General features: G+C 62.1%; 13 protein-coding genes and 1 pseudogene. 6 read left to right on the plus strand and 8 right to left on the minus strand.

What is annotated here, in order from left to right; all coding sequences use genetic code 11:
- From DDF70_RS32220 to DDF70_RS32235, 4 genes are all read right to left on the minus strand, one after another.
- On the minus strand, nucleotides 1-989 hold a 989-nt coding region (locus DDF70_RS32220), incomplete at its 3' end, for a sensor histidine kinase (RefSeq protein WP_162820836.1).
- A gap of 1 nt (nucleotide 990) precedes the next feature.
- Nucleotides 991-2,490 carry an ATPase domain-containing protein gene (locus tag DDF70_RS32225; RefSeq protein WP_205772557.1) on the minus strand — a complete coding sequence of 500 codons (1,500 nt, stop codon included), beginning with the start codon at nucleotides 2,488-2,490 and terminating at the stop codon, nucleotides 991-993.
- Entirely contained in the window at nucleotides 2,477-2,827 is a 351-nt protein-coding gene (locus DDF70_RS32230) for a HigA family addiction module antitoxin (protein WP_114948705.1), read from the minus strand. The genes DDF70_RS32225 and DDF70_RS32230 overlap by 14 nt, the downstream gene beginning before the upstream one ends.
- Nucleotides 2,828-2,937: 110 nt before the next feature.
- Nucleotides 2,938-3,159: a hypothetical protein gene (locus DDF70_RS32235; RefSeq protein WP_114948706.1), complete on the minus strand. Its 222-nt coding sequence runs from the start codon at nucleotides 3,157-3,159 to the stop codon at nucleotides 2,938-2,940.
- A 126-nt stretch (nucleotides 3,160-3,285) separates the two neighbouring features.
- Here DDF70_RS32235 and DDF70_RS32240 point away from each other — a divergent pair, with 126 nt between their 5' ends.
- The 4 genes from DDF70_RS32240 (at nucleotide 3,286) to DDF70_RS32255 (ending at nucleotide 5,148) form a co-directional block, all read left to right on the plus strand.
- On the plus strand, nucleotides 3,286-4,026 hold the full coding sequence (locus DDF70_RS32240; protein ID WP_114948707.1) for a Crp/Fnr family transcriptional regulator: 741 nt from the start codon (nucleotides 3,286-3,288) through the stop codon (nucleotides 4,024-4,026).
- Between the two features lie 106 nt (nucleotides 4,027-4,132).
- Complete coding sequence (locus tag DDF70_RS32245) at nucleotides 4,133-4,351, plus strand: hypothetical protein (protein WP_162820837.1); 219 nt, start codon at nucleotides 4,133-4,135, stop codon at nucleotides 4,349-4,351.
- A gap of 166 nt (nucleotides 4,352-4,517) precedes the next feature.
- The gene (locus DDF70_RS32250; RefSeq protein ID WP_162820838.1) at nucleotides 4,518-4,820 is read left to right on the plus strand and encodes a hypothetical protein; all 303 of its coding nucleotides are present in this window, start codon (nucleotides 4,518-4,520) and stop codon (nucleotides 4,818-4,820) included.
- A 133-nt stretch (nucleotides 4,821-4,953) separates the two neighbouring features.
- Nucleotides 4,954-5,148 (plus strand): hypothetical protein, encoded by a 195-nt coding sequence (locus tag DDF70_RS32255; protein ID WP_114948710.1) that lies wholly within the window; start codon nucleotides 4,954-4,956, stop codon nucleotides 5,146-5,148.
- Between the two features lie 124 nt (nucleotides 5,149-5,272).
- Here DDF70_RS32255 and DDF70_RS32260 read toward each other — a convergent pair whose 3' ends face one another.
- From DDF70_RS32260 to DDF70_RS32270, 3 genes are all read right to left on the minus strand, one after another.
- Complete coding sequence (locus DDF70_RS32260; protein WP_114948711.1) at nucleotides 5,273-5,464, minus strand: hypothetical protein; 192 nt, start codon at nucleotides 5,462-5,464, stop codon at nucleotides 5,273-5,275.
- 333 nt (nucleotides 5,465-5,797) lie between these two features.
- The gene (locus DDF70_RS32265) at nucleotides 5,798-7,456 is read right to left on the minus strand and encodes a PAS domain-containing hybrid sensor histidine kinase/response regulator (protein ID WP_114948712.1); all 1,659 of its coding nucleotides are present in this window, start codon (nucleotides 7,454-7,456) and stop codon (nucleotides 5,798-5,800) included.
- A gap of 2 nt (nucleotides 7,457-7,458) precedes the next feature.
- Entirely contained in the window at nucleotides 7,459-8,283 is an 825-nt protein-coding gene (locus DDF70_RS32270; RefSeq protein WP_114948713.1) for an alpha/beta fold hydrolase, read from the minus strand.
- Between the two features lie 548 nt (nucleotides 8,284-8,831).
- On the opposite strand from DDF70_RS32270, the pseudogene DDF70_RS32275 reads away from it, so the two are divergent.
- A pseudogene (locus DDF70_RS32275) lies at nucleotides 8,832-10,261 on the plus strand (alpha,alpha-trehalose-phosphate synthase (UDP-forming)).
- A gap of 607 nt (nucleotides 10,262-10,868) precedes the next feature.
- A complete protein-coding gene (locus DDF70_RS32285) occupies nucleotides 10,869-11,687 on the plus strand; it encodes a transglutaminase-like domain-containing protein (RefSeq protein WP_114947600.1) in 819 nt (272 codons plus the stop codon).
- Nucleotides 11,688-11,755: 68 nt separating this feature from the next.
- On the opposite strand, the gene recA is transcribed toward DDF70_RS32285, so the two are convergent.
- Entirely contained in the window at nucleotides 11,756-12,793 is a 1,038-nt protein-coding gene (gene recA, locus DDF70_RS32290; RefSeq protein ID WP_162820662.1) for a recombinase RecA, read from the minus strand.
- Nucleotides 12,794-13,031 lie beyond the last annotated feature (238 nt).

Below are 13,031 nucleotides of genomic sequence, written 5' to 3' on the forward strand. Positions count from 1 at the left end.
CGCGACCCAAAGCCCCGCCGGCTCGGAGCCACCACCGGCGGCCCTCCGGCCTCGATCCAGCGCAAGCTCAGGCGCGGTGGCGCGGTTCCGTTTTGCAGCTCCCACGACACCTCAATGGTGCCGGTCTTGTTGGACAGCGCCCCATACTTCACAGCATTGGTCGCCAGCTCATGCAGCGCCATCGCCAGCGCCAGCGACATGCGCGGCGTGACCCGCACATGCGGCCCTTTGATGTGGAAACGGCTCTCCCCTGAGGTCTCATAAGGTCTCAGGGCATTGGCGACCACTTCGACCAGGTCCGCGCCTTCCCAGCTCTCGCGGGTGAGCACGTCATGGGCCCGGGACAAAGCCAGCAGACGCATTTCCAACGCCTCGCGCGCGTCCGCTTTCGTGTCCGCCGTGCGTAGGGTCTGGGCCGAAATCGACTGCACGGTGGCGAGCGTGTTCTTCACCCGGTGGTTTAACTCATTGATGAGCACCCTCTGATGCTCGGCCGCGCGCCTTTCCTTGTCGAGCGCCGCTCTCAGCCGCTCCTCACCTTCGTGCAGATCCTCCAGCCGGGCCCGTGCCTCGTATTGCCGAAGCCGTCCCCGCAGGGCGGAGCGGGCGACGCTCACCAGCGTCCCGGCATGAAAAGGGCGTTCCAGGAACACCACGTTGCCCAGGACCTCGGACAGACGCGCCAGGGCCGGATTGCGCTCAACCCCGCCACCGCGACGGGTGAGGAGCACGAAGGCGAAGTCAGACCAGGGGGGTTGGTCCGACAGCCAACGGGAAAGCTCCTTCAGATCGGCGGTGCGGAAAGCCTCGTCCGTGACGAGCGCAAAGCCCGCCCCCTGAGCGATCTCACGGACCAGCGCGGGCAGGTCAGGGCAGATCTCGGCCGCGAGCCCCGCAGCGTGCAGGATGTCCGCCGCAACAGCCGCATCCCGTCCATGCGGAGCCAGGATGAGCGCCCGCTCCGAATGGAGGTGAAGTGTTTCGCTCATGTCAGCGGTCTTCGAGCAGCCGGGCGCGGTCCCCATTGGCCAAGACCGGCGTGCCGCGCAGAACACCCTGGAAGCCCTCCAGGGGCTCTCCGATGGCAATGCCTCTGCTATCGATGCGGATCTCTCGGATGGTATTCTCGTGCGTGCCGAAGCGCTTCTTGATAACAGAGATCGCCCGCCGGACCTGGCCGAACGCCTCGAAGTAGCGCAGCAGGATCACCGTGTCGGCCAGATACGTGACGTCGACCGGGGACCTCATGTCGTCGAGAAGACCGTGCTGGGCCATGGTCAGGAAGGTCGAGGCGCCCTGCCGGTTCAGGTACTGCAACAGCTCATGGATATGCAGGGTCAGGAACTGCTCGTCCGGCATGGCGGCCTGGTACCCGTTGAGGCCATCGATCACGACCGTCTTGACGCTGTTGCGATCGACCCTGGCGCGCACCCTGTGGGCGAACTCTCCCGGGGAGAGCTCGGCGGCGTCGACCTGCTCGATGAACAGGTGACCGCTGGCGCACAGCGCGTCCAGATCGATGCCCATCAGCCTGGTGCGGTCCTTGAGCAACCCAAGCTCCTCGTCGAAGATGAACAAGGCCGCCTTCTCGCCCCGCGCGGCGGCAGCGACGGCGAACTGGACAGCCAGCAGGGACTTGCCTGCTCCCGCAGGTCCCATGATCAAGGTACTGGAGCCCTGCTCGATGCCGCCGCCCAGGAGTGTATCGAGCTCACCAATGCCGCTGGTGAGCACATCACGGTCAAAGCCGGTCTTGTGCTCACCGGAGACTAGGCGCGGAAAGACCTGGTCGCCTCCCTCGGCAATGATGAAGTCGTGGAAGCCGCCCCGGAACGACTGGCCACGGTACTTGATCACTCGCAGGCGGCGGCGCTCGGCGCCGTAGTTGGGCGTCAGCCCCTCCAGGCGGATGACGCCGTGGGCGAGGCTGTGAACGGTTTTGTCATTCGTGTCGGTGGTCAGGTCGTCCAGCATCAGCACCGTCGCGCCCTGCCGGGCAAAGTAGTGCTTCATCGCCAGGATCTGACGACGATAGCGCAGGGAGCTCTGTGCCAGGAGGCGGATCTCGGACAGGCTGTCGATCACGATGCGGACCGGCTGGGCTCGGTCGATCGCCTCGAACACCGCCTTGGTGGTCTCACCCAGCTCCAGATCCGACGAGTAGAGCAGGCTCTGCTGGTGCTCGTCATCGAGCAGGTTCTCCGGCGGCACGAGCTCGAACACCTGAACGCCGTCGCCGATGGTCCAGCCATGCGAGGCCGCCCCCTCGCGCAGCTCGGCTTCCGTCTCCGACATGGTGATGTAGAGCCCGGTCTCTCCGGCCCTAGCGCCTTCGAGCAGGAACTGAAGGGCAATGGTGGTTTTGCCGGTACCGGGGCTGCCCTCCAGCAGGTAGACATGTCCGGGGGACAAGCCTCCGGCAAGGATGTCGTCGAGCCCCGCAACCCCGGTCCGTGCTTTCGGAGAGGCCTGCGGTTTAGCGGTCATGATGAAGTCCAATCTCGTTCTGAAGAGCGGCCGGAAGAGTGTGAGTCGGGATCAACCCGAGCACGCCAGCGAGTGCCTGTTCGGCGTGCCAGAGGTCGTATTGCTGCTGCCGGTCGAGCCAAAACCGAGGTGTCGTGCCCGAGAGCCGCGCCAGACGCGTGGCCATCTCGGGACTGACTGCGGCCGTACCGGCCATAACCCGGTGGAGGGTCTGACGCGCGATGCGCAGCTCGCGGGCGGCTTGGCTGACCGAGAGGCCAAGGCCAGGCAAAACCTGGTCACGCAAGATCCACCCCGGATGAGGCGGAGCGACGGGGAGAGACTCTCGGGAGCGGGTCATTCCGTTACCTTGGTTAAGCCAATTGTAGCGTTATGGGTGACAGATCGCCAAAAATAAGGGCTGCTGTAGAACTGAGTACCATCTCCCATAACCCCCATTTGGGCAGGCCTTCACCCTCGCGCGATTGCGTCTAGGATGAGCCGCCGGTGGGCATGCCACTGCTCAAGGGTCTGCTCCAAGTTTCGAAGGAACTCCTCTGCAAGAGCGGTGTTCTGGCCATCCTTCCTCATCTGCTCGATCAGGATGATCTGCTGGGCCACACGCCTCTCGCCGTCGGCGATGTCCCGGTCCGCCTTGGCCAAGTGTTCGCGCTCGTGCTGCACGTTCGGCATGGTTCCCAAGTATGCGCCTCGGCGCGCGCGTGGACCATGAATTACTCATAAGCCATAGAATGGATCCGGCCACGCTGGAATAATTTGCCCCCGACCGTGTTATCTGAGTGGAGGAGGGTTGTGGCCATGCCCCACGCTCCGCAAGCGGATCACCGCACGAACTGGCTCTTGGCCGCTCTGGAGCCTGAAGACTTTGCGGCTCTGGAGCCCCACTTGGAGGTGGTCGAACTGACCCTGAAGCAGGTGCTCTACGAAGCCGGTGATCCCATCCGCCACGCTTACTTCCCGCATCATGCCGTGGTGTCGCTCGTGAATGTGCTGGAAGACGGTACCACGGTCGAGGTGGCCCTGTTCGGGCGCGGCGGGGTCGTGGGCCTGCTGAGTGCCCTCGTGAGCCGCGAGGCCTTTGGGCGGTATGTGGTGCAGATGGCCGGCACCGCCTCACGCATTCCGGTTGAGACCCTGAATGAGGTGCGCAATGCTCACCCCAAGCTGCGGCGGTTGATCGCCAGCTACGGCGAGGTCCTGCTCGCCCAGACCTTCCAGATCCTCACCTGTAACGCCGTTCATCCGGTCGAAGCGCGCTGCTGCCGCTGGATCCTGATGATGCATGACCGGGCCGAGCAGGATACCCTGCCGCTCACGCACGAGTTTCTGGCCGAGATGCTGGGCGTGCAACGCTCGACCGTGAGCGTGGTGACGCGCACGCTGCAAACGGCGGGGCTCATTCAGCAGGGACGCGGGAGCATCACGGTGACCGATCGAGCCGGTCTCGAGGAGACGGTGTGCGAGTGCTACGGCCGGATCCGGCGCATCTACCAGCGCGTGATGCCTGGCACCTACCCACCACCGAGACCGGGCACGTAAGTCTGCCCGGCAATTTCGCATAAGCCACAGAATGGAGCCGCGAACAAAGGCTTCTACCTGTCATTGATAGGCTCGCTGAGGTCTATCCACCATGCCGAGAACGACCATGAGCGGCTGGGCCTCGGTTGCCACTGCACCTCGCGACGGCACGCCTGTGATCCTCTGGATGATCGCGGACGAGCTCCCACCTGAGATCCCGTTGACCGTGGGGTTTTGGACGCTCCATCCCAAGGCGGGTATCGGCTATTGGCGCCTCTTTGGAGATCCGCCGCGCTTCTGCTCTGATCGACAAATCCAGGGGTGGAAGCCGCTTCTTACCGGTTGAGAGGACTACCCACAATCTCAACCCACAGTCTGGAACTCGGCTAAAGGAGGGTCGTTGCTCCATAGTAAGCCTGCCGATAGAGGTCAGGGCTATGTTCACGCATGACAAAGCGGCTGTTTACCGTCGACGAGCCCAGGAGGCCCGCGCTGTCGCCAAGTGTCTTTCCTTGACGGATGAGCGCCAGAAGCTCCTTGACGACGCCAATCGGTTCGACGTCCTGGCCGAGCTCGAGGAGCGGCATGGCGCAAGCTTCGTCCTGGCTCCTCAGCCTCACGAAGATGCCCTGCTCAGGCGTGGCGAGGCTGCCATTGCGGAAGCGTCAAGGCTGCGAGAGGCCCATCGGCAGATCCTGATGCGAACTGCCCAGCAGGTTGAGCGGATGCAGCAGATCGAACAAGAGCTCGACCCCCTCTTCCTGCATCCCTACTGGGAACTTGGCATGGTGAGGGCAATGCTCGCGCACGCGTAAGTCAATCGTCTGCGAATTTTGCATCACCCCCAATATGGAGCAGCATTTTTTAACCTGCTTTAAAGCAGGTTGCTGCCCGTCAGTCTAAGCTTATCCATCGCCTCCTGCTGAGGCTCCCGCCCCAGGATGCGCTATGCCAGCCCGCCGGCTCCACAAAGCCAAGGAATATCGACGGCAGGCCAAAGAGGCCCAAGACGTTGCCAAATGGATATCGCTGCTGGACGTGAAACAGCAGCTCCTTGAGACAGCTCAGTACCTTGAGAGGCTGGCGGAGATCGAGGAGCAGGAGGCGCAAAAAATCATCTCCACCGAGACGCTGAAACCGTAATTTCGCATTAGGTCCAGTATGGGACGCGCTTGCAACCGTGCGGAAGGTCTTCGCGACGACCCATGGAACACTGTGCCGACTGTTCAGCAAAAGCGGCTCCTCAGATGCCACCGCCGACAGCGGATCAACTGAAGGTCGGCTGGTCCAGTCCTCCGGGATGCTTGGCTCCCATGACGGCGCAACAGGCATCGTTGTAGATCTGGACCAGATCCGGCCCCAAGACAATCATGCCGAATGGTGCATTCAGGATCAGATCCACCATGACCTTGAGCTGCTGGGGCCAGACCTCGATGGCCGCAGGGATGTTACTGCCCAATCGTACTCTCGGGTGCGTCGCGTCCTCTGACCTGGGCCGTGGGGCCAAGCTTGATGGCACGATCTCGGCTTGAGCCTGTCCGGTAACCGTCTCAGTCATGAAGTGTCCGTGCTCCGGATCGCCGACCTGATGGCGCAGATTAACGCCGGGGCAACCGATGATCCAACAACGCACGTAATGATGTGTCCCCGCCAAGCTTCACGGTGAAGCCTAAAGTTCTCGGGAAAGTCCACATCGGCGGTGACGCCTCATGATTTCGCGAGGGGCGTACGGCAACGCCAATCGCATCTTGCGTGAAGCCCACGTTTCTTGAGAGCCGCCTCGGCCGGCGTGCTAACGGGCCCGTAGTCGCTGGCCTTGGCTCCGGGAGGCCGCCTTGCGCAATACGCGCGAGAGCGCCTCGACCGAGTACGGCTTCTGCAATAGCTCGAAACCGTGGCCGCCCTCCTGGGCGAGCACGTGGCTGTAGCCGCTTGTCAGCACCAGCGGCAGGTCCGGATAGAGCCGCTGCACCTCACGGGCCAACTCGACCCCGTTCATGCCCGGCATCACCACGTCCGAGAATACGATCTCATGCACGCCCGGCGATGCAGCCAGTTCGTCAAGGGCGGCCTGGGCGCTTTCAACCCAATGTGTGCGGTAGCCCAGCTCGTCCAGCGTCTGGGTGACGAAGGTCCCAACGTCGCGGTTGTCCTCGACCACCAAGACGCAGGTGCCGCGCCCGTCCTCGGTCTGCTCCGTCTCCGCCATAGCCACCATTGCTCCGACCGATGCCGAGACACGGGGCAGATACAGCGTAAAGGTGGTGCCCTGCCCGACCATGCTCTCGACCACCACCTCGCCGCCCGACTGCTTGGCGAACCCGAACACCTGCGACAGGCCGAGGCCAGTACCTTGGCCGACGCCCTTGGTGGTGAAGAACGGCTCGAAGATCCGCTCGAGCTGGCCGATAGGGATACCCGAGCCGGTGTCGGATATGGAAACCGCGACGTAGAGCCCCCTCACCGCCGCGTGCGCTCTCACGGCAGGCATCTCCTCGACGGGCCTCACCGCGATGATGATCCGGCCTTCGCCCTCCATCGCGTCGCGCGCATTGACCGCGATGTTGACCAGCGCGGTGTCGAACTGGCTCGGATCGGCGTTGATGAAGCACGGCTCCTCAGGCAGGTGCGTGACGACCTGGACCCGGGCTCCTGTCAGCGTGCCGACCATCTCGCCGAGCATGCGAACGGCTTGGCCTGCATCGAACACCTCGGGCTTGAGCGCCTGACGACGGGAGAAGGCGAGAAGCTGGCCAGTGAGCTTGGCAGCGCGGTCGACCGTGTCGGAGATCGCACCGACGTAGCGGTCCCGCCGCTCATCCGACAGGTCGGGCCGCTTGAGGAGATCGGTCGACGACTTGATGACGGTGAGCAGATTGTTGAAATCGTGAGCGATGCCTCCGGTGAGCTGCCCCACCACTTCCAGCTTCTGGGACTGGCGCATGGCGTCTTCGGCCTTCAGGCGCTCGGCCACCTCATGGGCCACCCGCTCCTCGAGAGTCTCGTTCAGGCGCTTGAACTCCTGCGCGGACTGCTCAGCCTTTTGGCGGGCGAGGAGAAGCTCACGCTCGTACTTTCGCCGATCGGTGGCATTGAAGAGCCAAATGCGGTTGACGACAGGATGGCCGGCTTCATCCCGCTTCTGAACCGTATTGGCAAGAACGGGCAAGGAGCGGCCATCGGCGCAGGTCAGGTCGAACGCGATCTCGTTCACGAAGCCCTGCATCCGCAGGAGCGGGGTCAGATGCGTGTCATGGAAGATGCGCCCGCCGACGCCCAGCAGATCCTGGAAGCACTTGTGGCCGACGAGGTCCTGCCGGGCGATGCCAATCCAGTCGAGGAAGGTCTGGTTGGCCCTGATGATCGTGCCGTCCGGCAAGGTCGAGAGATAGCCACAGGGGGCGTGCTCGTAGAGTTCCTCGACGGTTTCGATCTGTGGCCCTTGGTCCATCGTCACGACGCGGATGCCGGGGGCGGGGCGGGTTCGTCCAAAAATGCCGTCATGGCCGCGATCGTCTCCTCGGGCGCGCTCAGGTTCGGGCAATGCCCCGTGGCGCTGAGCCGAACGAACTCGCTGCCCGGGAGGTTCTGGTGCATGTAGCGCCCGACGGCTTCAGGGGCAATCACGTCTTGCGAGCACTGGAGGATGAGAGCTTTCGTCCTGACACTCGGGAGGTCGGCTCGGTTGTCGGAGAGAAACGTCACGCGGGCAAAGTGCTTGGCGATCTCGGGATCGGTGCGGCAGAAGCTGTTGGTAAGTTCCTCCCCCAGTTCCGGCCGGTCCGGGTTGCCCATGATGGCCGGGGCCATGGTGCTCGACCAGCCGAGATGGTTGCTGTCGAGGAAGTCGAGCAGGCCCTCGATGTCCTCCGGCTTGAACCCGCCGACGTAGTCTCCCTCATCGATGTAGCGCGGCGACGGGCCGATCAGGATCAAGCGGTCGAACCGTTCCGGTTCCCTGATCGCGGCGAGCACCCCGATCATGGCACTGACGGAATGGCCGACGAAGATCACGTTCGTCAGGCCCAGCTCCCGGCAGATTGCCAGCACGTCGTCGGCATAGCCGTCGAGCGAGCCGTATCTTTCCAGATCAAAGGATCCGGCATCGGACTGGCCGTGGCCGACATGGTCGAAGAGGACGATCCTATAGCGGTCCTCGAAGGCCGGGGTGATGAAGCGCCACATGTTCTGATCACAGCCGTAGCCGTGTGCGAGAACCATGGGCTGTTCGCCCTGTCCGATGACCTTAACATTGTTTCGTCGACGAATGGCAGACATCGATACCCCGCGCAGGCCAGGGACCGGAAATGCCGCCCCTCCCATAAATAGGCCTGCCAGTGAGCTTTGCAATTTCGGGTGGGACCGCAATGTCGCCCGCCCTCTGGAATGTTCCGCTCAGATGGAGCTGGCTGTCACGGTTCGCCAAGCATCCCCTGGAACGCTTTCATGCGGAGGCATGCGCGGCGGTGAGGGCCGGAACGCATCCATCCCGGAGAGCGGCCCGTGGAAATCCTTGCAGAATCTTCAGGGCGCGTCCCAGGGTGGTGTCCCGGCCTTGTCGCCTCATCTGCTCAATCAGGATGATCTGCTCGACCACCCGCCGCTCACCCTCGGCGATACCCCGCTCCGCCTTGGCCAGATCCTCGCGCCTGTCGGGCTGATACTGCGATCATGCGCCCGATCCCGTGTGCGTCAAAGAGGCAACGCTAATTGCAGGATCCCTGTGGAACGCTGCCGAATCTTCAAGGCACCACTGGGCTCGCGCTATTTGCCACTCGGTTTGTCCTTAGGGTACCCTCTACCCTGCTACCGAAGGAAACGTGCAGTTGCGACGGCTCGTTGTCATCTCCAATCGCGTGGCTGTCCCGGACGCCACCGGAAAGGCTGCCGCAGGAGGCTTGGCCGTGCCCTGCACGAGGCGTTCCAGGCCTACCGGGGGCTGCGGTTCGGCTGGGGCGGCAAGGTGTCAGCCCATCCGGCAGTCCAGCCTAAAATCATTGACAAAGGACAGGTGCAGTATGCCGTCATGGACCTGACATCGCTCGACCGGCAGGAGTACTATAGCGGCTTCGCCAACCGGGCGCTCTGGCCCATCATGCACTATCGGATTGGTTTGTCCGAGTTCTCGCGGGCTGATTACGCAGGGTACTTGCGGGTCAATCGGAGCTTTGCCAGTGCGTTGGCCTTTCTGATCCAGCCTGATGATCTCGTCTGGGTTCACGATTATCATCTCATCCCCCTCGCGAGCGAACTGCGGGCTGTCGGGATCACCAACCCGATCGGGTACTTTCATCACATTCCCTGGCCCGCGCCCGAGGTGTTTGGAGCTCTTCCAGGCAGCACAGAGCTCCTGCGTGTCATCCCGGACTATGATCTTGTAGGTGTGCAGACCGAGCGGGATGCCGATAACCTCAGGCGCAGCCTCGTCCAGGACCTTGGTGCTATCCACCACAGGGCCGATCTTCTCGACGTCGGAAGCCGCCGAGTGCGCATCAAAAGTGTCCCAATCGGCATTGACGTCAATGGGTTTCAGCAGGCCGCTCGCCGCTCGGGCTCAAGCCGGCTTCTCAAGCAGACGATTGCTGGTCTGGGGTCGCGCAAGCTGATCATCGGGGTTGATCGGCTGGATTATTCAAAGGGCATTCGTGAGCGCATGGAGGCTTTCGAGCGCTTTCTGGTCAACCATCCGGATCAGCGGGTACGGGTGACCTATCTCCAGATTGCTCCAACAAGCCGCAGCGAAGTGCCCGAGTACGCAACCCTCAGCCGAGACGTGAATGAGACGCTGGGGCGGATCAACGGCTCCTTGGGTGAGCCGGGCTGGGTGCCGATCCACTACGTGACCAGCACCTATTCTCGTGCAGTCCTCGCTGGCCTTTATTGGCTGGCCCGAGTCGGTCTGGTGACCCCCATGCGGGATGGGATGAATCTCGTGGCCAAAGAATACGTGGCAGCTCAGGACCCGCAGGACCTCGGCGTGCTCATTCTGTCAAAATTTGCCGGAGCTGCTGAGGAGCTCACCGATGCCCTCATTGTTAATCCCAACGACAAGGTCGAAGTCGCGGAGGCTATTCAGCAGGCGCTGCACATGAGCCGGGAGGAGCGGGTCGCACGCTGGCAGGCCATGTCGAAAGTTCTTTGGGACTCCAATGTCAAACGGTGGGCGGCGGCATTCATTAAGGATCTCGCCAGTCACAAGACAAGCAAAGCCCGCAGCAGAATGGTGCCGGCCCAGAAAGACCGTGATGACCGGTAGTGGTCGCTGATGGGTGTATGATGTTGCAACGCCGTCGATCCGATAGGATGGGTTCAGGTCATTGACCTATTGAAGACGTAGTCGGCTTAAGTAAGCTGCATGCCGATAAGCCCTCACGGAGCCGGAGCGGGCGAATTCAGTGTCGTTGATGGATGGTTCTGAAAGCGTGCCACATAAGGATCGACGCCACCCTCATGCCCCGGATAGTGCGCGAATCTGATCCGTCCTGCTATCAACACAGCGGTTCACGGCCTTCGTGGTTCAACCGATAGCTGCTATGCTTTTGTACGAACCGCACTGGGGGTAAGCTTGGGCGTAATTGTGACCTCAACAGACGATGGCAAGGCATGGAATCTGACTGATCTGCTCGGCCGCTCGATGGGGCGCATCGCAGCGACATCCGATCAGCAGCTCGCGATCTAGCCGGCCGTCCATGCTTTGGAGACCATGGCCGGCATGAGCCATGGGCCTTACATTTCGCCCAATGCGGCCCTCGCTGCAATCGAGAAGCACGCGCGAGGCGTCTGCCGGCGCTATTCCGGCGAGGATCAATCACCGTCTCTGGCGGCTCGAAGTCTGCCTTTGCTCAACCCTTGAGGGAAAAACCATGCGGATCCGCGTCGGCTGTGAGATGACCTACGAGTTCGGGCAAGCCACGCCCATGTTCGCGATCCTCAATGTGCACTCGTCGAGAGTGTCTGACCTGGAGCGGCCCGATTACCTGACCACGACCCCATCAGTGCCTGTGGAGGGGTACCGGGACAGCTTCGGGAACTGGTGCAACCGCCTCGTTGCACCGCCTGGAAGGCTCTCCCTCAAAACCGAAACTGTAGTCCGCGATACGGGCCGGTGGGACACGACAGTTCCCAAGGCTGAGCAGGTCCAAATCCAGAACCTTCCCGCAGAAACCCTGCTCTTCCTGCTGGGAAGTCGGTACTGCGAAACGGACCGGCTCTCCGACGTCGCCTGGAGCCTATTTGGAACAACCCCACCCGGCTGGACGCGCGTTCAAGCCATCTGCGACTACGTGCACGATCATATCACCTTCGGCTACGAGCACTCACGTGCGACGCGGACAGCGGCTGAAGCCTATGGCGAAAGGCGGGGCGTGTGCCGTGATTATGCTCATCTGGCGCTCACGTTCTGCCGGTGCCTCAACATTCCCGCTCGCTACTGTACCGGATACATCAGCGACATCGGCCTTCCGCCGCCTCATGCACCTCAGGACTTTGCCGCTTGGATCGAGGTCTTTCTGGGTGGGACGTGGCATACGTTCGATCCGCGCAACAACGATCCGCGGATCGGCAGAATTCTGATCGCTCGCGGTCGCGATGCTGCCGACGTGCCGCTGACCCTCACGTTTGGTCCCAGCACCCTGGTGGAGTTTCGCGTGACCACCGAGGAAGTGACGGGATCAGATTTCTGATCCTCTGGGCTCACACTGTGTGCTGTGCGGGACGTCGGCTGATCCGGGCCGGCATTCCTAGCTCGGACTTATGCCGCATCATCCGCCGGAGCATCGGCTGCATCGTTGGCCTGCAGCGCATCCATCAGCAGACCCGCGCTCTGACGGATCCTCGCCTCAATTTCAGAAGCAATCTTGGGATTGTCCTTGAGGAAGGTCTTGGCGTTCTCACGACCTTGTCCCAGGCGCTGGCTGTCGTACGAGAACCAGGCGCCGGACTTCTCGACGACGTTGGCCTTGACCCCAAGATCGATGAGTTCGCCCATCTTGGAGATGCCCTCGCCGAACATGATGTCGAACTCGACCTGCTTGAAGGGCGGAGCCACCTTGTTCTTCACGACCTTCACCCGCACCTGGTTGCCGATCGGCTCGTCGCGATCCTTGAGCGTCGAGACGCGGCGGATGTCGAGGCGGACAGAAGCGTAGAACTTCAGGGCGTTGCCGCCCGTCGTGGTCTCAGGGCTTCCGTACATGACGCCGATCTTCATGCGGATCTGGTTGATGAAGATCACCATTGTTTTTGTGCGGCTGATCGAACCGGTAAGCTTGCGCAACGCCTGACTCATCAGACGGGCCTGAAGACCGGGGCGGCTCTCGCCCATCTCGCCCTCAATCTCGGCTTTCGGGGTGAGCGCCGCCACCGAGTCGATGACCAGCACATCGACAGAACCCGAACGGATCAAGGTATCGGCAATTTCAAGCGCCTGTTCGCCATTGTCCGGTTGAGAGATCAGAAGGTCATCGAGGTTGACGCCCAGCTTTCGCGCATAGGCTGGATCGAGCGCATGCTCCGCATCGATAAACCCGCAAACGCCACCCGTCCTCTGGGCCTCGGCGACGGTCTGGAGCGCCAGCGTTGTTTTGCCTGACGACTCTGGCCCATACACCTCGACGACGCGACCTCTCGGAAGGCCCCCTACACCCAGAGCAATATCGAGCCCGAGGGAGCCGGTCGAAATCGTCTCCACCTCGACGACCTGACTGCCGCCAAGGCGCATGATCGAGCCCTTGCCAAAGGCACGCTCGATCTGGGCCACCGCTGTTTCGATAGCCTTATTCTTGTCCATGCTCATCTTGGTTCTTCTTCTGTAATTTCTGCGTATTGACCCTAGCTCATATGAATTCCAGATGCCAGAACAAAGCAAGAACTTAGATAAGTTATGGGGATTATTCGCGGCTAAGCTTTGTTCGACGCCGGAAAAACAACCGATCGACATCCCATGCCCGACAACCCCAGAGCATCGCTCGGCCCTAAATCACCGGAATTGAAGGGCTTGCGTTGTATCCCTTTGGAGAGGAACCATG

Source organism: Microvirga calopogonii (assembly GCF_003347665.1).
Lineage (GTDB): Bacteria > Pseudomonadota > Alphaproteobacteria > Rhizobiales > Beijerinckiaceae > Microvirga > Microvirga calopogonii.

Bases quoted from the DNA above. Each gene is read 5' to 3' on its own strand.
- DDF70_RS32270 (WP_114948713.1), bottom strand. From the start codon at position 8,283: ATGTCTGCCATTCGTCGACGAAACAATGTTAAGGTCATCGGACAGGGC.
- DDF70_RS32240 (WP_114948707.1), top strand. From the start codon at position 3,286: ATGCCCCACGCTCCGCAAGCGGATCACCGCACGAACTGGCTCTTGGCC.
- DDF70_RS32285 (WP_114947600.1), top strand. From the start codon at position 10,869: ATGCGGATCCGCGTCGGCTGTGAGATGACCTACGAGTTCGGGCAAGCC.
- DDF70_RS32255 (WP_114948710.1), top strand. From the start codon at position 4,954: ATGCCAGCCCGCCGGCTCCACAAAGCCAAGGAATATCGACGGCAGGCC.
- recA (WP_162820662.1), bottom strand. From the start codon at position 12,793: ATGGACAAGAATAAGGCTATCGAAACAGCGGTGGCCCAGATCGAGCGT.
- DDF70_RS32235 (WP_114948706.1), bottom strand. From the start codon at position 3,159: ATGCCGAACGTGCAGCACGAGCGCGAACACTTGGCCAAGGCGGACCGG.
- DDF70_RS32265 (WP_114948712.1), bottom strand. From the start codon at position 7,456: ATGGACCAAGGGCCACAGATCGAAACCGTCGAGGAACTCTACGAGCAC.
- DDF70_RS32230 (WP_114948705.1), bottom strand. From the start codon at position 2,827: ATGACCCGCTCCCGAGAGTCTCTCCCCGTCGCTCCGCCTCATCCGGGG.
- DDF70_RS32245 (WP_162820837.1), top strand. From the start codon at position 4,133: ATGAGCGGCTGGGCCTCGGTTGCCACTGCACCTCGCGACGGCACGCCT.